Here is a 17,999-nt window from a genome sequence, read left to right on the forward strand (position 1 = left end):
GGTGCGAGACTGGCTGCATGAACGGTGAGCACCAGTACCGCCTGCGGGCGACGTGGACCGGCGATCGCGGAGCCGGGACGACCGGGTACCGCGACTACGACAGGTCGGTGTCGCTGGAGGTCGACGGCAAGCCGCTTCTCGAGGCGTCCGCGGACACCCCGTTCCGCGGCGACCCCGCGAAGTGGAACCCGGAGGAGCTGCTGCTGGGCGCCCTCAGCGAGTGCCACCTGCTGTCCTACCTGTACGCGTGCGTGAAGGTGGGCGTCGTCGTCGTGGGCTACGAGGACGAGGCGAGCGGCACCCTCGTCGAGGACGGCAAGGGCGGGGGCGCGTTCACCGAGGTGACGCTGCGCCCGCGGGTCGTCGTCGCGGACGAGTCGATGGTCGAGGCCGCCCGTGCCGCGCACCGCCAGGCGCGGGAGTGGTGCTTCATCGCGAACTCGGTCAACTTCCCGGTACTCCACGAGCCGGAGGTCGTCGCGGCCTGACGCCGGAGGACGACGAGACCCCCGCCGACCGAAGTCGACGGGGGTCTCGTTGCGGACGGTGCGCTCAGCGCACGTCGTCGTCGATCCAGTCCATGGACTTCGTGACGGCCTTCTTCCACAGGCGCAGCTCGCGCTCGCGCTCGTCGGAGTCCATGTTCGGCTCCCAGCGCTTGTCCTCCTGCCAGTTCGACCGGAGGTCGTCGAGGTTGTCCCAGAAGCCCACGGCCAGGCCGGCCGCGTAGGCGGCGCCCAGGGCGGTGGTCTCGGCGACGACCGGGCGGACCACGGGCACGCCGAGGATGTCGGCCTGGAACTGCATGAGCGCGTCGTTCGCCGTCATGCCGCCGTCGACCTTGAGCTCGGCCAGGTCGACCCCCGAGTCGGCGTTGACCGCGTCGAGCACCTCGCGCGACTGGAACGCGGTCGCCTCGAGGGCGGCGCGGGCGATGTGTCCGCGGTTGACGTAGCGGGTCATGCCAACGATCGCGCCGCGGGCGTCGGGACGCCAGTACGGGGCGAAGAGCCCGGAGAAGGCCGGGACGAAGTAGACGCCGCCGTTGTCGTCGACGCCCGAGGCCAGCGCCTCCACCTCGGGGGCGGAGGAGATGATGCCGAGCTGGTCGCGCAGCCACTGGATGAGCGAGCCGGTCACCGCGATCGAGCCCTCGAGCGCGTAGCGCGCGGGCTGGTCGCCGAGCTTGTAGCCGAGCGTCGTGAGCAGGCCGTTCTTCGAGTGGACGATCTCCTCGCCCGTCTGGAAGATGAGGAAGTTGCCCGTGCCGTAGGTGTTCTTGCTCTCGCCCGGGTCGAACGCCGCCTGACCGAACGTCGCCGCCTGCTGGTCGCCGAGGATGCCGGCGATCGGGGTCTCGCGCAGCAGCGACGACGACTCGACCGAGCCGTAGACCTCGGAGGAGGAGCGGATCTCGGGGAGCATCGAGGCGGGCACGCCGAAGTCGGCGAGGATGTCCTCGCGCCAGGAGAGCGTCTCGAGGTCCATGAACAGCGTGCGGCTGGCGTTGGTGACGTCGGTCGCGTGCACGCCGCCGTCGATGCCGCCGGTGAGGTTCCACAGCACCCAGGTGTCGGTGGTGCCGAAGAGCAGGTCGCCGGCCTCCGCCTTCTCGCGGGCGCCGTCGACGTTCTCGAGGATCCAGACGATCTTCGTGCCCGAGAAGTAGGTCGCCAGCGGCAGGCCGACGATGCTCTTGTAGCGCTCGGGATCGCCCTCGGCGAGACGGTCGACGATCGACTGGGTACGGGTGTCCTGCCAGACGATCGCGTTGTAGACGGGCTTGCCGGTGTTCTTGTCCCAGACCACCGCGGTCTCGCGCTGGTTGGTGATGCCCACGGCGGCGATGTCGTGGCGGGTGACGTCGGCGCGGCTGAGGGCCAGTCCGATGACCTCCTGGGTGTTGCGCCAGATCTCGAGCGGGTCGTGCTCGACCCATCCCGCCTTCGGGAAGATCTGCTCGTGCTCCTTCTGTCCGACGGAGACGACGCTCCCGGACTTGTCGAAGATCATCGCGCGGGTCGAGGTCGTGCCCTGGTCGATCGCGAGGACGTAGTCGGCCATGTGTGGACTCCTTTGTCAGGTGTGGTGTGTCGGGTTGCGGAAAGGGATGCGGGGGCGGGATCCGCCCCCGCGGGGGTCAGGAGCCGAGGCTGAGCAGCACCGGCGCGAGCAGGCCGGCGAGCGCGCCGCCCACGAGGGGCCCGGCGACGGGCACCCAGGCGTAGCCCCAGTCGCTGCTGCCCTTGCCCTTGATGGGGAGGATCGCGTGGGCGATGCGGGGGCCGAGGTCGCGGGCCGGGTTGATGGCGTAACCGGTGGGACCGCCGAGGGACGCGCCGATGCCGACCACGAGGAGGGCGACGGGGACGGCCGAGAGGCCGCCGATGCCCGCGGGCACGCCCACGTCGGCGATGCCGTAGTCGGCGAAGCCGAAGATGACGAAGACGAGGACGAAGGTGGCGATGACCTCGGTGAGGAAGTTGAAGCCGTACGAGCGGATCGCCGGGCCCGTGGAGAACACGCCGAGCTTCGCGGCGGGGTCGGGCTCGTCGTCGAAGTGCTGCTTGTAGGACGCCCAGGCGAGCACGGCACCGATGATCGCGCCGACCAGCTGCGCGGCGACGGCGACGAAGAACTGTCCGATCGTGATGCCGCCGCTGACGAGCAGGCCGATGGAGACGGCCGGGTTCAGCTGCGCCCCGGAGTACGCCGAGACGATGACACCGGCGAAGACGGCGAGACCCCAGCCCCAGTTCACCATCAGGGTGCCGCCTGCGTTGCCCTTGGTCTTGGCGAGCGCGACGTTCGCGACCACACCGCAGCCGAGGAGGATCAGCATCGCGGTTCCGACGACCTCCGAGAGGAAGTACAGCCCCAGATTGACTTCTTGCATGTCGTCATTGACCTTTCTTTGCGCACCCGGACGTCGACGTCTCGGTAGTTATGCGGCTCTTCCCCTGAACTTATGACCGCCGTGCGGGCGCGCAACAGGCGGCGCGCCCGCACGTTCTCTCAGATTCGAGCGACACCGGCCTCGGTGAGATCGACGCGGTGAGCGCGGCGGAGCGTCTCCGTCGTCTCCGCGATCTCGGCGTCGATGCGGTCGGCGTCCCAGCCCAGCGGGCCGGCCACGGCCTCGGCGACCTCGCGCAGCGTGCGCGCGGTCATGCCGCCGACGAACGCCAGGTGCGTGCGACGCAGGAGCACGTCGATGAGGTGCACCACCTGCTCGTGCGCGGCGATCCAGGCCAGCTCCTCGCGGTAGTAGCCGTGGGCGTCGGCGAGCGGGGTGGGCTCGGCCGGGAGGGCGTCGAGGACGACGTCCGCCCGCGTGCCGTAGCGCTCGAGCATCGTCTCGACGAGAGCGGCGCCGTGGGAGTTCGTGCGTGCGGCGATCCACCGGCGACGCTCCTCGGGGCTGGTCGGGTAGCCCTTGCCGCCGCCGATCGCGAGGCCCTGCGTGCTGACGCGGTGCGGGCGGCGCAGCTTCTGCAGCGTCTTCATGCTGAGGTGCTCGGCGAGGGCGCGGAACGTCGTCCACTTGCCGCCCACGAGGCTCATCGACGGGATGCCGGCGACCTCGCCGTCGACGATGCGGTAGTCGCGCGAGACGAAGCCGGGCGCGGTGTCGTCGTGGCGGGGGAGCGGGCGGATGCCGGAGAACGTGTAGACGATCTGCGAGCGGTCGACGCCGACGGTGGGGAACACGTGCCCGATGAGGTCGAAGAAGTACGCGATCTCGTCGTCGGTGCACACGACCGGCTGCGACGGGTCGGCGTCGATGTCGGTGGTCCCGACGAGGACGCGGTCCTTCAGCGGGTAGATCAGCACGATGCGACCGTCGGAGTGCTCGAAGAAGATCTCGCGACCGCCGGTCGCGGCCAGCAGCTCGGGGTTGTCGAGGACGATGTGCGATCCCTTGGTGCCGCCCATGAACTGCGTCGGCTGCCCCATCGCGCTGTTGGCGAGGTCGGTCCACGGCCCGGCCGTGTTCAGCACGACCTTGGCCCGGACGCTGAACTCCTCGCCGGAGACCTCGTCGCGCACGCGCACGCCGTTCTCGTCGGCGCCGACGGCGGAGACGTAGTTGACGGCCTGCGTGCGTCCGCCGCCGGCCTCGATGCCGTCGCGCAGCACGTCCAGGGCGATGCGCTCGGGGTCGTGCATCGACGCGTCGAAGTACGTCGCCGTGTAGGCGAGGTCCGAGTTGAGCTTCGGCAGCTCGGCGAGCGACTTCTTCTTGCCGAGGAACTTGTGGCGGGGCACGGTGCCGCCGTCGCGGGAGAAGGTGTCGTACATGATGAGCCCGACCTTGATCAGCAGGGCGCCGCGCTCGTTCGGCTTGCCGCGGCCGTGCGTCACCAGGAGGCGGAACGGGGCGGAGAGGATGCCGGAGAACGTCTTGTAGATCGGGATCGTCGTCTCGAGCGGCTTGACATAGTGCGGGGCGGTCTTGAGCAGGTCGTTGCGCTCGGTGACCGCCTCCTTCACGAGACGGAACTCACCGTTCTCGAGGTAGCGGATGCCGCCGTGCACCATGTGGCTCGATGCCGACGAGGCGCCGGAGACGAAGTCGCCGCGTTCGACGAGGGCCACCTTGACGCCCTGCAGCGCCAGGTCCCGAAGGGTGGCGAGGCCGTTGATGCCCCCGCCGATGATGAGGACGTCGAGGTCTTCGGCGTCGCGGAGCGCCTGCACATCGGCGCGAAGCTGGGAGGTGGGGGACGACATGTCGACTGCGACCTTTCGTTATCGGTACCCCAGCAGGATGCGCCTACGTGCACGTTGTTGCAAGCCCCCTGAACAAACGTGCAGAATGGCGTATCGGAAGGGTGGGGGACCATGACGACACAGGCCGAGGAGCGCTCTCGCGACGCCCTGCGCGCGGCACAGCTCTACTACATGCAGGACCTGACGATGGATGCCATCGCGCACGAGATGCGCGTCTCGCGGTCGTCCGTGTCGCGTCTGCTCCAGCACGCCCGGGACGTCGGGCTCGTGACCATCTCCATCAGCCCGCCCGACGATGCGCGCGGTCAGATGGCCCAGCGGGTGGCCGACCGTTACGGGATCATGGCGCACGTGGTGCCCACGCCCACCCGCACCACCGAGGCCGACCGCCTCGAGCGCACCGCGCTCACCGCGGCGCGCATCCTCGCCGAACGCGTCGAGTCGTCGATGACCGTCGGCATCGCCTGGGGCTCGACGCTGTCCGCCGTCGCCCGCCACATGGCGGCGAAGGACGTGCACGACACCCACATCGTCCAGATGAACGGCGCGGCCAACCCCCGGACCTCCGGCATCCCGTACGCGGGGGAGATCCTGTCGCGCTTCGGCGCCGCGTGGTCCTCGTCGGTGCACCAGTTCCCCGTGCCCGCGCTCTTCGACGACCCCCGCACGAAGCAGGCGATGTGGCGGGAGCGCTCGGTGCGATCGGTGCTGGAGATCCAGCAGCGGGTGGGGCTCTTCGTGTTCGGCCTGGGCTCGCCGCACGCCGACGTGCCGTCCCACGTCTACAGCGGCGACTACTTCGACGAACGCGACCGGTCGATCATCGAGCGGGAGGGCGTCGTCGGCGACTGCGCGACGGTCTTCTACCGCGTCGACGGCTCATCCGACATCCCCGAGCTGAACAACCGCTCCAGCGGCCCCGACCTGGACACCGTCCGCCGCATCCCGCGCCGCTTCTGCGTCGTGTCGAGTCTGTCCAAGCTGGACGGGCTGCGCGGAGCGCTCGCCGCCGGACTGATCACCGAGCTCGTCGTCGAGGAGTCCCTCGCGCGGCGCCTGCTGAGCCTTCCGCGCTGACGGCGTCCCCGGCACGTCCGGCGGGCGCGCGGCTCAGCGCTCGCCGAAGCCGTCCTCGATGAGTCCGCGCAGGTCGTCCAGCGCCGCGCGGGCCTGCGGACCGGTCGCCCGCACGCGCACCCGCGCGCCCCGGTGCACGCCCAGCGACATGAGCGCCAGCAGACTGCGCGCCGAGACCTCCTCACCGCCGGCGTCGAGGTCGGCGATGCGGACGTCGGCGTCGTAGCGCGACGCGGTCTTGACGAACGTCGCCGCGGGTCGGGCGTGGAGACCCGAGGGGTTCACCACGGTCGCCTCGAACGACAGCGCGTCCTCGACCGGGGGAGCGGATGCCGCAGGCTCGCGGCCGGACGACGGGGCGTCCGCGCCGAGCTGACGCCGTTTGGCCTCCCCGGCGGTCTCCGCCTCGGCGGCGACCGCGTCGAGGTCGGCACCGCCGGCCGCCGTCACCACGGCGCTGACGAGCCCCTCGACGAACGGCGCCGCGCTCAAGCGCACGCGCTCGGGGACCGCCACGAACTCCCGCGCCATCTCGGCGCTCAGCAGCGCCGAGCCCAGGTCCATCAGCACCAGCACGCCCTCGCCGGTGTCGGCCTCGTCGATCGCGGCCGCGATGGCCGTGGCATCCGTCCCCAGGTCGCCGTCCGGACCGCCCGCCGCCACCCGGATCACGGGCGGGTGGTCGCCGCCCATCTGCAGGGCGAGCTCCACGGCGGCCTCGGCCAGCGCGCGGCTGTGGGACACGACCACCAGCCCGATCACGCGGCCACCGTCGCGGCCAACGCCTCGAGCAGGAGGGTCGAGGAGGCCGCACCGGGATCGACGTGTCCGGCGCTGCGGTCGCCGAGATAGCTCGCGCGGCCCTTGCGGGCGACGAGCGGCTCCGTCGCGTCGCGGCCCGCCGCGGCGGCGTCGGCGGCCGCCCGGGCCGCGGCGGCGAGGTCGTCGCCGGCGGCGTCCCAGGCGTCCAGGGCCGGGAGCAGGGCGTCGATCATCGTCTTGTCGCCGGGCTTGGCCTTGCCGCGGGCGACGACCCCCTCGACACCGGCGCGGAGCGCGGCGCCGAGGGCGGCGGCATCCACCGTCCCTCCCGTCGCGAGGGCAGGTCCCATCCGCAGGAAGAGCGTGCCGTAGAGCGGACCGCTCGCGCCGCCGACCGAGGAGACCAGGGTCATGCCGACGGTCTTGAACAGTTCCGCCGGGCTCGCCGGGACGGTGTCGAGCTTCGCGACGACGGCATCCATGCCGCGGGCGAGGTTCGATCCGTGGTCGGCGTCGCCGATGGCGGAGTCCAGAGCGGTGAGCTCCTCCTTGTGCTGCTGCACCGCATCGCGGAAGGCCCGGATCCAGGTGACGAGGTCGCCGGTCGAGACGGCCCCGGTCATGCGCCCCACCGGAGACCCGGGGTGACGACGGGGGCGTCCCAGAGGCGCAGCATCTCGTCGTCCGCCTTCACCACCGTCAACGACGCCCCCGCCATGTCCAGGCTCGTGATGTAGTCGCCGACGAGGACGCGCTGCACGTCGACGCCCGCGTCGGCCAGCAGCGGAGCGATCTCGCCGTACAGGAGGTACTGCTCGATGAGCGGCGTGGCGCCCAGGCCGGACAGCAGGACGATCGCCGGACCGACGGGGTCGCCGAAGTCGTGGACGATCGGGTCGACGAGCATGCGGGCGATCTCCCGCGCGGACGCCAGCGGCACGCGGGACCGGCCGGGCTCGCCGTGGATGCCGACACCGACCTCCATCTCGTCCTCGGGCAGCTCGAACGTCGGCCGGCCGGCGGCCGGCACGGTGCAGCTGGTCAGCGCGACACCCATCGACCGGCCGGAGTCGGCCACCCGGCGGGCGAGGGCGGCGACGGCATCCAGGTCCGCCCCCTCCTCGGCGAGGGCGCCGACGATCTTCTCGAGCACGACCGTCGTGCCCACGCCGCGACGGCCCGCGGTGTAGGTGGAGTCCTGCACGGCGACGTCGTCGGCGACCACCACCGAGGCCACGCGGACGCCCTCCGCCTCGGCGAGCTCGGCGGCCATCTCGAAGTTCAGGACGTCGCCGGTGTAGTTCTTCACGATGTGCAGCACGCCTGCGCCGGAGTCGGCCGCCTGCGTCGCGGCCAGCACCTGGTCCGGGGTGGGGGAGGTGAACACCTCGCCGGCCGCTGCGGCGTCCAGCATGCCCCGCCCGACGAAGCCGCCGTGCATCGGTTCGTGCCCGGAACCGCCGCCGGAGACCAGGGCCACCTTGCCCGGACGCGTCGGCTCGGCCCGCAGGATCACGCGGTTCTCGGTGTCGATCCGAAGCTCGGGGTGGATGGCCTGGATGCCGATCAGGGCTTCGGCCAGCACGTCGGCCGGGTCGTTGACGAACTTCTTCACGGTGCCTCCTCGTCGTGGCGTGACGGGTACGGGCCCGTCACCCCGACGATGCTCGCCGAAGGCAGCCACGTCAAGGACGAATCGTCAGAGACGCTCGTGCGGGAGAACCTGCTTGATCCGGTCGATGGGGTTCTGCGCGGGGGCCTCGTTGTACGCGTTGGCGAGCTCCTGCTCGCTGAGGGCGTGGATCGCGGCCATGATCTCGTCGGTCGCGCCGCGGCGCGCGCGGCCCGAGGACGCCGGGCCGTGGGGGGAGAGGTCGAGCGGCGTGCCGAAGCGCACCGTGATGCGCTCGCTGAGCGTGGGCATGCGGGCCCCCACCGGCATGACCTTGTCGGTGCCGATCAATCCGACGGGGACGACCGGCGCCCCCGTCTGCAGCGCGAGGAACGCGACGCCGGTGCGGCCCTTGTACAGGCGTCCGTCGAGCGAGCGCGTGCCCTCCGGGTACAGCGCCACCGCGCGACCGTCCTCGAGGAGGGCGCGCTGCTGGTCGAGGGCATCGAGGGCCTTCTGTCCGGCACCGCGCTCGACGGGGATGGCGCCGATGGCGGTGAAGAACTGCCGGGACGCCCACTTCTGGAAGTACGCCGACTTGGCCAGGAAGTGCACCGGACGCGGCGCGGCCACCGGGATGGCGATGGAGTCGATGAACGACAGGTGATTGCTGGCGAAGATCACCGGGCCGGTGCGCGGGACGTTCTCCCGCCCCTCGACCCGCGGGCGGTAGACGGCCCGGGCCAGGGGGGTGATGACCGAACGGCCCAGGCCGTACGCGGCGCCCATCTGCTTCGGCGGGACGGCGGTGGGGTCGCCGGGCACGTCGGAAGTCACTCGTCGAGGGTATCCCGCGGCGCATGCCCGCCCGTGCATGGGGTACACAGGCGCGGCTAAGCCGGCATGGGGGAGGATGGGGGCGTCCCCCGTACCCATCGAGAGGTCCGCCGTGCGCATCCGTCCGATCGCCACCCTGTCCGTCGCCGCCGCCGCGGTGCTGCTGCTCGCGGGATGCTCCGGCTCCCCGGACGCCGATTCGACGCCGGATGCCACCGCCTCCGCGTCGGGGGACTGCACCACCCCGTTCACGGGCGAGGTGCCCGAAGGGCTCGACGTGTCGGGCGACTTCGAGGGCCCGGTGACGATCGAGCGTCCCGACGACTTCGCGCCCGCCGACATCCAGCGCAGCGTGCTCATCGAGGGATCGGGCGACGAGATCCAGGCCGGCGACGTCGTGAAGGCGAACTACACGGTCGTCGACGCGTCCACCGGCGAGGTGCTCCTCAACTCGCTCGACACCGACCCGGCCGGCATGGACATGGTCGTCAACGCCCAGCAGATCTTCGGGGCGGCCGTCTCGTGCGTCCCCGTCGGCTCGCGCACCGTCTCGACCTTCCCCGCCGGCGTGCTCGGCGAGGGCGCTCCCGCCTACGTCCTCGTCGCCGACGCGATCGAGGAGCTCCCGACCCGCGCCACCGGCACCGAGGTCGCCCCCGTCGAGGGCATGCCCACGGTCGAGTTCGCCGACGACGGCGCCCCGACGATCACCGTGCCCGACGCCCCGGCGCCGACCGAGACGCGGATCGAGAACCTGCGTCAGGGCGACGGCGAGGAGATCCGCTCGGGCGACCAGGTGATCGTCCAGTACACCGGCGTCCTGTACGACGGCGGCACCGTCTTCGACTCCAGCTGGGAGCGGGGCATGCCCGCCGAGTTCCCGACCACGGGCGTCGTCCCCGGCTTCCGTCAGGCCCTCGAGGGGCAGACCGTGGGCTCGCAGGTCGTCGCCGTCATCCCGCCGGCCGACGGCTACGGCGAGGCGGGCCAGGGCGAGATCCCGGCGAACGCGACCCTCGTGTTCGTCATCGACATCCTCGGCGTGCAGCACGCGCCGCAGTCCTGACCGGGAGGACGCGTCGTTAGGCTGAGCCCATGCGTCGCGTCCTCATCCTCGGCTCCACCGGCTCCATCGGCACGCAGGCGCTCGACGTCATCCGTGCCAACGCCGGGCGTTTCGAGGTCGTCGGTCTCGCCGCGGGGTCGGACCGCGCGGGCGTCGAGGCGCAGGCCGCGGAGTTCGGCGTCCCGCACGTCGCGCTCGGCGCCGTCGAGGCGGAGCAGCTCGTCCGCGACGTCGACGCCGACGTCGTGCTGAACGGCATCACCGGGTCGGTGGGCCTCGGCCCGACGATCGCCGCCCTCGAGTCGGGCCGGACCCTCGCTCTGGCCAACAAGGAGTCGCTCATCGTCGGCGGTGAGCTGGTGACCGCGCTCGCCGCGCCCGGGCAGATCGTCCCCGTCGACTCCGAGCATTCGGCCATCGCGCAGGCGTTGCGCTCCGGGGACGCGGAGGAGGTCGGTCGGCTCGTGCTCACCGCCTCGGGCGGGCCGTTCCGCGGTCGATCCCGCGACGAGCTGGGCGAGGTCACCCCGGCGCAGGCGCTGGCGCACCCCACATGGGACATGGGCCGCGTCGTGACGACGAATTCGGCCACCCTGGTCAACAAGGGCCTCGAGGTCATCGAGGCGCACCTCCTCTTCGACGTCCCCTACGAGCGCATCGACGTCGTCGTGCATCCGCAGTCGATCGTGCACTCGATGGTCGAGTTCGTCGACGGGTCGACCATCGCCCAGGCGTCGCCGCCGGACATGCGGCTGCCGATCTCGCTGGGGCTGGACTGGCCCCGACGGGTCGCCGGCGTGGGCGCGCCGCTGGACTGGACCCGCGCCTCGCAGTGGACGTTCGAGCCGCTGGACGAGGAGGCCTTCGGCTCCGTGGCCCTCGCAAAGCGCGTCGGTGCGGCGGGCGCGACCTACCCGGCCGTGTTCAACGCCGCCAATGAACAGGCCGTCGACGCGTTCCACGAGGGACGTCTGACGTTCCTCGGCATCCTCGAGGTCATCGAGGCCGTCGTCGAACGCCACGATGCGCCGTCGACCCTGACGCGCGAATCCCTCGCCGAAACGGAGGCCTGGGCCCGCCGGACCGCCGACGAGGTCATCGCCGCCCGCTGACCCCCCCCCGTTCGTCGGGGGCGCTGACTGGGCGCAGTTGTACGCGCTGGGGGGTGTCCCGCGTGCATGTGCGACAAGTCACGGCCTCCGGGGGCTCGGGATGCCACGGCGCTGACTTGGCGCAGATGTACGCGCTGCGGGGTGTCCCGCGTGCATGTGTGACAAGTCACGGCCCCCGGGGGCTCGGGATGCCAGGCGCTGACTTGGCGCAGATGTACGCGCCGCGGGGTGTGCGGCGTGCATGTGCGACAAGTCACGGCTCAGGGGCTCGGGATGCCAGGGCGTTCACTTGGCGCAGATGTACGCGCTGCGGGCGGTGCGGCGTGCATGTGTGACAAGTCACGGCCGGAGGGGCCCGGGGCGGCGGGGGAGCGTCAGGCGGGGAAGGCGAACGGGCGGTCGGGGTCCGACGACGGCGTCTCGTCGGCGGGGTAGGGCACCGGCCACTGCGGATCGGGCACCGGCCAGCCCGCCGCAGCCAGGGCCCGGCGCGACAGCTCGCGGGCCGAGTACGGCGTCCGCACGCCGCGGATGTCGCGGTAGTCCTGGTGGCCGGGTCCCGCCCAGAGGATCGCGTCGCCCTCGCCGACGAGCTTCACGGCCTCGGCGATGGCGCGCTCGGGCGGGGAGAACTCGTGGATCTCGGCGTCGGGCCGGGCACGGCGCGCCCCCTCGATGAGCACCGTGCGGATGGCATCCGGATCCTCATGACGCGGATGGTGGTCGGTCACGACGAGGATGTCGCTGCCCTCCACGGCGGTCCGGCCCATGTCGTGGCGCTTGGTCGCGTCGCGGTCGCCGTCGGCGCCGAAGAGCATGAGCACCTTGCCGGGCGTCACGCGACGCACGGCGGCGAGGGTCTTCTCGAACGCGTCGGGGGAGTGGCCGAAGTCGACGTACACCGCCGGCCCCTGCGGCCCCGACACGAGCTGCGTGCGACCCGGGAGGGAGGCGTCGATCCGCCCGGCGTCGAGAGCGGCCACGAGCGCGTCCCACGCGTACCCGGCCTCGAGGAGCATCACGATCGCCAGGCCCGCGTTGGCCGCCATGTGGCGTCCGATCACCGGGACCACCGTGGTGAGGGTCCGGCCGTCGCGGGCGCGGAGCACGAACTCGGTGCCGTCCGGACGCTCGTCGACGACGTCGACGGTCCAATCGGCGTCGGGCGCGGCGTCCTCCGCGATGGCGGGCGTCACGATCGTCACGACGGGGATCTCCGCGCGTCGGGCGATCTCCGCGCCCGATGTCGTGTCGAGGCAGACGACCCCGCGTCGCGCGCGGTCGGGACGGAACAGCGGCAGCTTCGCCTCGAAGTACTCGCGCATGTCGGCGTAGTCGTCGAGGTGGTCGTGGCTGAGGTTGGTGAAGCCCGCGACGTCGAAGACGAGCCCGTCGACGCGGTGGCGGGTGAGGGCCTGGGCGCTGACCTCGACCGCGACGGCCTGCACGCCCCGCTCGCGCATCAGGGCGAGGAGGGCGTGAAACTCGGATGCCTCGGGCGTCGTCAGCCGCGAGACGATGACCTCGCCCGCGATGTGACGCTCAGCCGTCGAGGACAGGCCGGTGACCACGCCGAGCTGGCCGAGGATGCCCTCGAGCAGGTGGGAGACGCTGGTCTTGCCGTTGGTCCCCGTGGTGGCCAGGAGGGTCGGCAGGTCGTCGTCGGGGCCGGTGCCGTAGACCCACGCGGACAGGTCCCCGAGCAGCGCCCGCGGGTCGTCGACGACCACGATGGGCAGGCCGGTGGGAGCGGCGATGTCGGCGCCCGCGGCGTCCGTGACGACGGCGACCGCGCCACGCTCGGCGGCGATGGGGGCGAACTCCGCGCCGTGACGGTTGACGCCCCGGATGGCGACGAACGCCTCACCGGCCCGCAGGTCCGCGGTGGCCAGGGTGATCCCCGTGAGGGTCGTGCCGTCGACGTCGCCGATCGTCCGGCCGCCGAAGAGGCGGGCCAGCTCCGCGAGGTCGCGGTGCGGCGGACGTTCCGGCCGGAGGACGGGCGGGAGGTGGGGGGCGGCGTCTTTCGGCATCCCCGACATTCTCTCATCCGCCGTCGCACAGCCCTCGCATCGCGGCCGCACGGGCGCTTCAAAGCCGGGCGGCGGTATCGTCAGCGGGTGACCGCCATCGCCTTCCTCATCGGCGTCCTCGTGCTCGTGATCGGCCTCGCGCTCTCGATCGCCCTGCACGAGGTCGGGCATCTCGTGCCCGCCAAGCTCTTCGGCGTCCGCGTCGGCCAGTACATGATCGGCATGGGCCCGACCCTGTGGTCTCGCCGCCGCGGTGAGACGGAGTACGGCATCAAGGCCCTCCCGATCGGCGGCTACATCTCGATGGCGGGCATGTACCCGCCCGCACCCGAGAAGCAGGAGGCGTCCCCCCGGCGCTCCCGACTGTTCGCGACCATGGTGCAGGACGCGCGCGACGCCAACGCCGAGACGATGATCGCGGGCGACGACCGCGTGTTCTACAAGCTGCCGGTCTGGAAGCGCATCGTCATCATGCTCGGCGGGCCGTTCATGAACCTCGTGCTGGCCTTCGTCTTCATCTCGATCGCGCTGAGCGCCATCGGCGTGCAGACGGCCACGACCACGGTCGCCGCGGTCTCGCAGTGCGTCATCCCGGCCAGCGCCGAGCGGACCGACTGCGGCCCGTCCGACCCGCTCGCGCCCGCCGCCGCGGCCGGCGTCCAGCCCGGCGACGTCATCGTCTCCGTCGACGGCACCCCCGTCTCGACCTTCGCGGAGGCGGCCGACATCATCCAGCGCTCCGCCGGCCAGGCCCTGCCCGTGGTGATCTCCCGCGACGGCGTCGAGCAGATGGTCTCGATCACCCCGCAGAGCACCGACCGTGCGGTGACCGACGACCGGGGCCGCGCGGTGACCGACACCAACGGGAACCCCGAGTACGAGACGGTCGGCTTCGCCGGGTTGCTCGCCCAGGAGAGCCTCGAGCCCCAGCCGCTGTGGGCGGGTCCGCAGGCCACCGTCCAGCAGATCGGCTCCGTCGCGCAGATCATGACGCAGCTGCCCGTGCGGGTCTACGACACCGCGGTCGACCTGTTCACCGGCCAGGAGCGCGACCCGAACGGCCCGCTGAGCGTCGTCGGCGCCGGGCGGCTCGCCGGCGAGGTGGCTGCCGTCGACGCGCCGATCGCCGCCCGCGCCGGCACGATCCTCGGTCTGCTCGGCTCGCTCAACATCGCGCTCTTCGTCTTCAACCTCATCCCGCTGCTGCCGCTGGACGGCGGGCACGTGGTCGTGGCCCTCTGGGACGGCCTGAAGCGGACGATCGCTCGGATCCGCGGACGCGTGGCGGCCCCGGTGGATGCCACCCGGCTCGTGCCCGCGACCTTCGTCGTGGTCGTGCTGCTCGTGGCCATGGGCGGCATCCTCATCGCCGCCGACGTCTTCAACCCCGTCCGCCTGTTCTGACCCGGGCCGCCGCCGGCCGGCCGCGGCACCCGGGCCGTGACCCGCGGGTCAGAGCACGTGCGCGATGAGCCGCTCCAGCGTCCGCATCCCGTCCCGGGACAGGATCGACTCGAGGTGGCCCTGCACCGAGGCGAAGCCGGGACCCCGCAACGCGTAGACGTCGCCCGACGACGGCTCGGCCGCGACGTCGACGCCGGAGGGGGCGGCATCCGGCATCCGCGCCGTGAAGGTGTTGTAGAACCCGATCGAGGCCGGCTCGCCGAAGACGTCGACGCTCTTCTGCAGACCCTGGTGGGGGCGCGGCAGCGGGGCGAGGTCGAAGCCGAGGCCGTCGGCGAGGATCTGGTGGCTGAGGCAGACGGCCAGCAACGGCGTCTCCGCGGAGCGCCGCCGCGCGACCACGCGGCGCATCGCGGCCATCCGCGCGCTGTCGTCGCGGGGGTCTCCGGGACCGGGGCCCGAGACGACGAGGTCGGCCGCGTCGAGCGTCGCGTCGTCCGCCTCCGACCAGTGCACGATGCGGGTGTCGAGGCCGAGGTGGCGCAGCTGGTGCGCGAGCATCGTGGTGAACCGGTCTTCGGCGTCGACGACGAGCGCGGTGCGCCCCGCGAACGGCCCGGACCCGTCGGGGTCCTGCGGGTTCATCCAGAACGGGGCGAGGCGGTCGTTGCGCGAGGCGAGCAGCTCGGCGATCGCCGCGTCCTCCGCCAGCGGCCGGTGAGGAGCCGTCGGGGCGTCCGGGTCGGCGTCGGCCGGGGCGGCGGGGACGGCCGCCGGGGCGGTGTCGCGGGGGATCGCGCCGATGGCTCCGAGCACGCCCGCCGCCTTGCCGTGCGTCTCGCCGACCTCGCCGTACGGGTCGGAGTGGCGCACGAGCGTCGCCCCGACCGGGACGCGCAGGCGTCCGTCGACGAGGTACGCCGTGCGGATGAGGATCGGCGCGTCGAGGTCGTGCGTGGGACCCGCGGTCGCCCCGTTCGGGGTGAACAGCGCCGCGACGCCGGAGTAGTAGCCGCGGGGGGTCGTCTCGTGCCGCGCGATGACGGTGCAGGCGTTCTGCATCGGCGAGCCCGTCACGGTCGGGGCGAACATGGTCTCGCGGAGGATGTCGCGGGGGTCGAGGTCGCTGCGTCCGCGCAGCATGTACTCGGTGTGCGTCAGCCGGGACATCTCCTTCAGGTGCGGGCCGGTGATGCGGCCGCCGTCGCTGCACACGGCGCTCATCATCTTGAGCTCCTCGTCGACGACCATGAAGAGCTCCTCGGTCTCCTTGGTCGAGCGCAGGAACTCCGCGAGCGTCTCGGCCGTGGCCCCGCCGGCGGGGTGCCGGAACGTGCCCGAGATCGGGTTCATCGTGACGATGCCGTCCTTGGCGCTGACGTGCGCCTCCGGGCTGGCACCGACCGCGACGTGCCCGTCGGTCACGACGGCGAAGGTCCAGTAGGCGCCCTTCTCGTGCTCGAGCAGCGCGCGGAACCACGTGAGCGCGGCGATGCGCGGGTCGGCGTCGACACCGGCGACGAAGTCGCGGCGGATGACGAAGTTCGCCCCCTCGCCGCGGCCGATCTCGTCCGCGATCACGCGGCGGACGATGTCGGCGTACTCCTCGTCGGCGATGTCGAAGCCGGCGTCCGCGAGCTTGACGGGGGAGGAGGGGAGGGATGCCAGGGCCTCCGCGCGCGGCACGACACGGCGGTCCGCGATGACGAGGCAGCGCAGCGGGGCGCCGTCGTCGTGGCAGACGAACCCGCGCTCCCGCACCTGTCGGAACGGGACGAGGGCGAGGACCTCGCGCGCGACGCCGGCGGCATCCATCAAGGGGATGTCCGCGAGCAGCTCGACGTCGACGACGTCGCCGGTCAGCACCTCGATCGTCTCGCCGTCACGCGCGATGAGGGCGAAGGGCGCATCGCCCGCGGCGAGGTCGAGGAGGGCGGAGGAGGGATCGGGCGCGGTCATCGGAGTACTTCCATCTGTGAACGAGGGTCCGCAGCGGCCGCCGGAAAACACGAAGACCGCCCGGTTCTCAGGGAGGGGCGGTCTGTTCGTGCGCGTGCACACCGCCTAGACGGTGGGCCACCAGGTCGGATACGCGCGCATGGCGCCGAACCTATCACAGGGCCCTCCTCCGCCTTCGTCCAGCCGCAGCGGCGTAGGCTGGGCCCGTGCCCGCAGTGAACATCGGTATGCCCCGCGTGCCGGAGGTCCTCTCTCCGCGTCGCAAGACCCGTCAGATCAAGGTCGGCAAGGTGCTCGTCGGCGGTGACGCCCCCGTGAGCGTCCAGTCGATGACGACGACGCCCACGACCAACATCAACGCCACCCTCCAGCAGATCGCCGAGCTCACGGCATCCGGCTGCGAGATCGTGCGCGTCGCCGTGCCGTCGCAGGACGACGCGGACGTGCTGCACATCATCGCGAAGAAGAGCCAGATCCCCGTCATCGCCGACATCCACTTCCAGCCGAAGTACGTGTTCCAGGCGATCGACGCCGGCTGCGGCGCCGTGCGCGTGAACCCGGGCAACATCCGCAAGTTCGACGACCAGGTCGGCGCGATCGCCAAGGCCGCCAAGGACGCCGGCGTCTCGCTGCGCATCGGGGTCAATGCCGGGTCGCTGGACCGCCGCTTGCTCGAGAAGTACGGCAAGGCCACCCCGGAGGCGCTCGTCGAGAGCGCCGTGTGGGAGGCGTCGCTGTTCGAGGAGCACGACTTCCACGACTTCAAGATCTCGGTCAAGCACAACGACCCGATCGTCATGGTCAAGGCGTACCGTCTCCTCGCCGAGCGGGGCGACTGGCCGCTGCACCTCGGTGTGACCGAGGCCGGACCCGCGTTCCAGGGCACGATCAAGAGCGCCACGGCGTTCGGCATCCTGCTGTCCGAGGGCATCGGCGACACCATCCGCGTGTCGCTGTCGGCGCCCCCGGCCGAGGAGGTCAAGGTCGGCCACCAGATCCTGCAGTCGCTGAACCTGCGCGAGCGCAAGCTCGAGATCGTCTCGTGCCCCTCGTGCGGTCGCGCGCAGGTCGACGTCTACACGCTCGCCGACGACGTGACCGAAGGCCTCAAGGACATGACCGTGCCGCTGCGCGTGGCCGTCATGGGCTGCGTCGTCAACGGTCCGGGCGAGGCGCGCGAGGCCGACCTGGGCGTCGCCTCCGGCAACGGCAAGGGCCAGATCTTCGTCAAGGGCCAGGTCATCAAGACCGTCCCCGAGGCGGACATCGTGCGGACGCTCATCGAGGAGGCCAACCGCATCGCGGACGAGATGGGCCCCGACGCCGCGCCCGGCACCGCGCAGGTCGTCACCGTCTGACGCGACTCCCCGGCGGCCGTGGCCGTCGTGTGCCGCGCCGTGCTG

The 17,999-nt window shown here is 71.9% G+C and carries 15 protein-coding genes; 6 read left to right on the top strand and 9 right to left on the bottom strand.

Going from position 1 to position 17,999, the window contains the following annotated elements:
- The first annotated feature begins 17 nt into the window (after nucleotides 1–17).
- Complete coding sequence (locus MRBLMI1_RS09060) at nucleotides 18–488, top strand: OsmC family protein (RefSeq protein WP_367730317.1); 471 nt, start codon at nucleotides 18–20, stop codon at nucleotides 486–488.
- A gap of 64 nt (nucleotides 489–552) precedes the next feature.
- Here MRBLMI1_RS09060 and glpK read toward each other — a convergent pair whose 3' ends face one another.
- The 3 genes from glpK to MRBLMI1_RS09075 all read right to left on the bottom strand — a co-directional run bounded on the left by glpK (nucleotide 553) and on the right by MRBLMI1_RS09075 (nucleotide 4,734).
- A complete protein-coding gene (gene glpK / locus MRBLMI1_RS09065; RefSeq protein WP_367730324.1) occupies nucleotides 553–2,064 on the bottom strand; it encodes a glycerol kinase GlpK in 1,512 nt (503 codons plus the stop codon).
- 76 nt (nucleotides 2,065–2,140) lie between these two features.
- Nucleotides 2,141–2,896, bottom strand: coding sequence for an MIP/aquaporin family protein (locus tag MRBLMI1_RS09070; protein WP_367730326.1), 756 nt, complete (start codon nucleotides 2,894–2,896; stop codon nucleotides 2,141–2,143).
- 119 nt (nucleotides 2,897–3,015) lie between these two features.
- Entirely contained in the window at nucleotides 3,016–4,734 is a 1,719-nt protein-coding gene (locus MRBLMI1_RS09075) for a glycerol-3-phosphate dehydrogenase/oxidase (RefSeq protein WP_367730328.1), read from the bottom strand.
- Between the two features lie 111 nt (nucleotides 4,735–4,845).
- Between MRBLMI1_RS09075 and MRBLMI1_RS09080 the strand changes: the two genes are divergently transcribed.
- Nucleotides 4,846–5,811, top strand: a complete 966-nt coding sequence (locus tag MRBLMI1_RS09080) for a sugar-binding transcriptional regulator (RefSeq protein WP_367730330.1) — start codon at nucleotides 4,846–4,848, stop codon at nucleotides 5,809–5,811.
- A gap of 33 nt (nucleotides 5,812–5,844) precedes the next feature.
- Here the strand turns inward: MRBLMI1_RS09080 and dhaM are convergent, their stop codons facing one another.
- From dhaM to MRBLMI1_RS09100, 4 genes are all read right to left on the bottom strand, one after another.
- A complete protein-coding gene (gene dhaM / locus MRBLMI1_RS09085; protein WP_367730332.1) occupies nucleotides 5,845–6,573 on the bottom strand; it encodes a dihydroxyacetone kinase phosphoryl donor subunit DhaM in 729 nt (242 codons plus the stop codon).
- Complete coding sequence (gene dhaL / locus MRBLMI1_RS09090; RefSeq protein WP_367730334.1) at nucleotides 6,570–7,196, bottom strand: dihydroxyacetone kinase subunit DhaL; 627 nt, start codon at nucleotides 7,194–7,196, stop codon at nucleotides 6,570–6,572. Before dhaL ends, dhaM begins: the two co-directional genes overlap by 4 nt.
- The gene (gene dhaK / locus MRBLMI1_RS09095) at nucleotides 7,193–8,188 is read right to left on the bottom strand and encodes a dihydroxyacetone kinase subunit DhaK (RefSeq protein ID WP_367730336.1); all 996 of its coding nucleotides are present in this window, start codon (nucleotides 8,186–8,188) and stop codon (nucleotides 7,193–7,195) included. Before dhaK ends, dhaL begins: the two co-directional genes overlap by 4 nt.
- Before the next feature lie 84 nt (nucleotides 8,189–8,272).
- Nucleotides 8,273–8,974, bottom strand: coding sequence for a lysophospholipid acyltransferase family protein (locus tag MRBLMI1_RS09100; RefSeq protein ID WP_367730965.1), 702 nt, complete (start codon nucleotides 8,972–8,974; stop codon nucleotides 8,273–8,275).
- 160 nt (nucleotides 8,975–9,134) lie between these two features.
- On the opposite strand from MRBLMI1_RS09100, the gene MRBLMI1_RS09105 reads away from it, so the two are divergent.
- Nucleotides 9,135–10,088, top strand: a complete 954-nt coding sequence (locus MRBLMI1_RS09105; protein WP_367730341.1) for an FKBP-type peptidyl-prolyl cis-trans isomerase — start codon at nucleotides 9,135–9,137, stop codon at nucleotides 10,086–10,088.
- Between the two features lie 29 nt (nucleotides 10,089–10,117).
- Nucleotides 10,118–11,200 carry a 1-deoxy-D-xylulose-5-phosphate reductoisomerase gene (dxr, locus tag MRBLMI1_RS09110; RefSeq protein WP_367730343.1) on the top strand — a complete coding sequence of 361 codons (1,083 nt, stop codon included), beginning with the start codon at nucleotides 10,118–10,120 and terminating at the stop codon, nucleotides 11,198–11,200.
- Nucleotides 11,201–11,574: 374 nt separating this feature from the next.
- On the opposite strand, the gene MRBLMI1_RS09115 is transcribed toward dxr, so the two are convergent.
- On the bottom strand, nucleotides 11,575–13,233 hold the full coding sequence (locus tag MRBLMI1_RS09115) for a Mur ligase family protein (RefSeq protein WP_367730345.1): 1,659 nt from the start codon (nucleotides 13,231–13,233) through the stop codon (nucleotides 11,575–11,577).
- 87 nt (nucleotides 13,234–13,320) lie between these two features.
- Here MRBLMI1_RS09115 and MRBLMI1_RS09120 point away from each other — a divergent pair, with 87 nt between their 5' ends.
- On the top strand, nucleotides 13,321–14,637 hold the full coding sequence (locus tag MRBLMI1_RS09120) for a M50 family metallopeptidase (RefSeq protein WP_367730347.1): 1,317 nt from the start codon (nucleotides 13,321–13,323) through the stop codon (nucleotides 14,635–14,637).
- A 48-nt stretch (nucleotides 14,638–14,685) separates the two neighbouring features.
- Here the strand turns inward: MRBLMI1_RS09120 and MRBLMI1_RS09125 are convergent, their stop codons facing one another.
- Nucleotides 14,686–16,596 (bottom strand): anthranilate synthase family protein, encoded by a 1,911-nt coding sequence (locus MRBLMI1_RS09125; protein WP_367730351.1) that lies wholly within the window; start codon nucleotides 16,594–16,596, stop codon nucleotides 14,686–14,688.
- Between the two features lie 206 nt (nucleotides 16,597–16,802).
- Here MRBLMI1_RS09125 and ispG point away from each other — a divergent pair, with 206 nt between their 5' ends.
- Nucleotides 16,803–17,954, top strand: coding sequence for a flavodoxin-dependent (E)-4-hydroxy-3-methylbut-2-enyl-diphosphate synthase (ispG, locus tag MRBLMI1_RS09130; RefSeq protein ID WP_367730353.1), 1,152 nt, complete (start codon nucleotides 16,803–16,805; stop codon nucleotides 17,952–17,954).
- The last annotated feature ends 45 nt before the right edge of the window (nucleotides 17,955–17,999 follow it).

The sequence above is a fragment of the Microbacterium sp. LMI1-1-1.1 genome (genome assembly GCF_040815675.1).
GTDB lineage: Bacteria > Actinomycetota > Actinomycetes > Actinomycetales > Microbacteriaceae > Microbacterium.

What these genes read in the sequence shown, in the direction of transcription:
- dhaL (WP_367730334.1), bottom strand. Translation starts at nt 7,196, where the DNA reads ATGACCGGGGCCGTCTCGACCGGCGACCTCGTCACCTGGATCCGGGCC.
- dxr (WP_367730343.1), top strand. Translation starts at nt 10,118, where the DNA reads ATGCGTCGCGTCCTCATCCTCGGCTCCACCGGCTCCATCGGCACGCAG.
- MRBLMI1_RS09060 (WP_367730317.1), top strand. Translation starts at nt 18, where the DNA reads ATGAACGGTGAGCACCAGTACCGCCTGCGGGCGACGTGGACCGGCGAT.
- MRBLMI1_RS09070 (WP_367730326.1), bottom strand. Translation starts at nt 2,896, where the DNA reads ATGCAAGAAGTCAATCTGGGGCTGTACTTCCTCTCGGAGGTCGTCGGA.
- MRBLMI1_RS09115 (WP_367730345.1), bottom strand. Translation starts at nt 13,233, where the DNA reads ATGCCGAAAGACGCCGCCCCCCACCTCCCGCCCGTCCTCCGGCCGGAA.
- glpK (WP_367730324.1), bottom strand. Translation starts at nt 2,064, where the DNA reads ATGGCCGACTACGTCCTCGCGATCGACCAGGGCACGACCTCGACCCGC.
- MRBLMI1_RS09075 (WP_367730328.1), bottom strand. Translation starts at nt 4,734, where the DNA reads ATGTCGTCCCCCACCTCCCAGCTTCGCGCCGATGTGCAGGCGCTCCGC.
- MRBLMI1_RS09100 (WP_367730965.1), bottom strand. Translation starts at nt 8,974, where the DNA reads ATGGGCGCCGCGTACGGCCTGGGCCGTTCGGTCATCACCCCCCTGGCC.
- MRBLMI1_RS09080 (WP_367730330.1), top strand. Translation starts at nt 4,846, where the DNA reads ATGACGACACAGGCCGAGGAGCGCTCTCGCGACGCCCTGCGCGCGGCA.
- MRBLMI1_RS09125 (WP_367730351.1), bottom strand. Translation starts at nt 16,596, where the DNA reads ATGACCGCGCCCGATCCCTCCTCCGCCCTCCTCGACCTCGCCGCGGGC.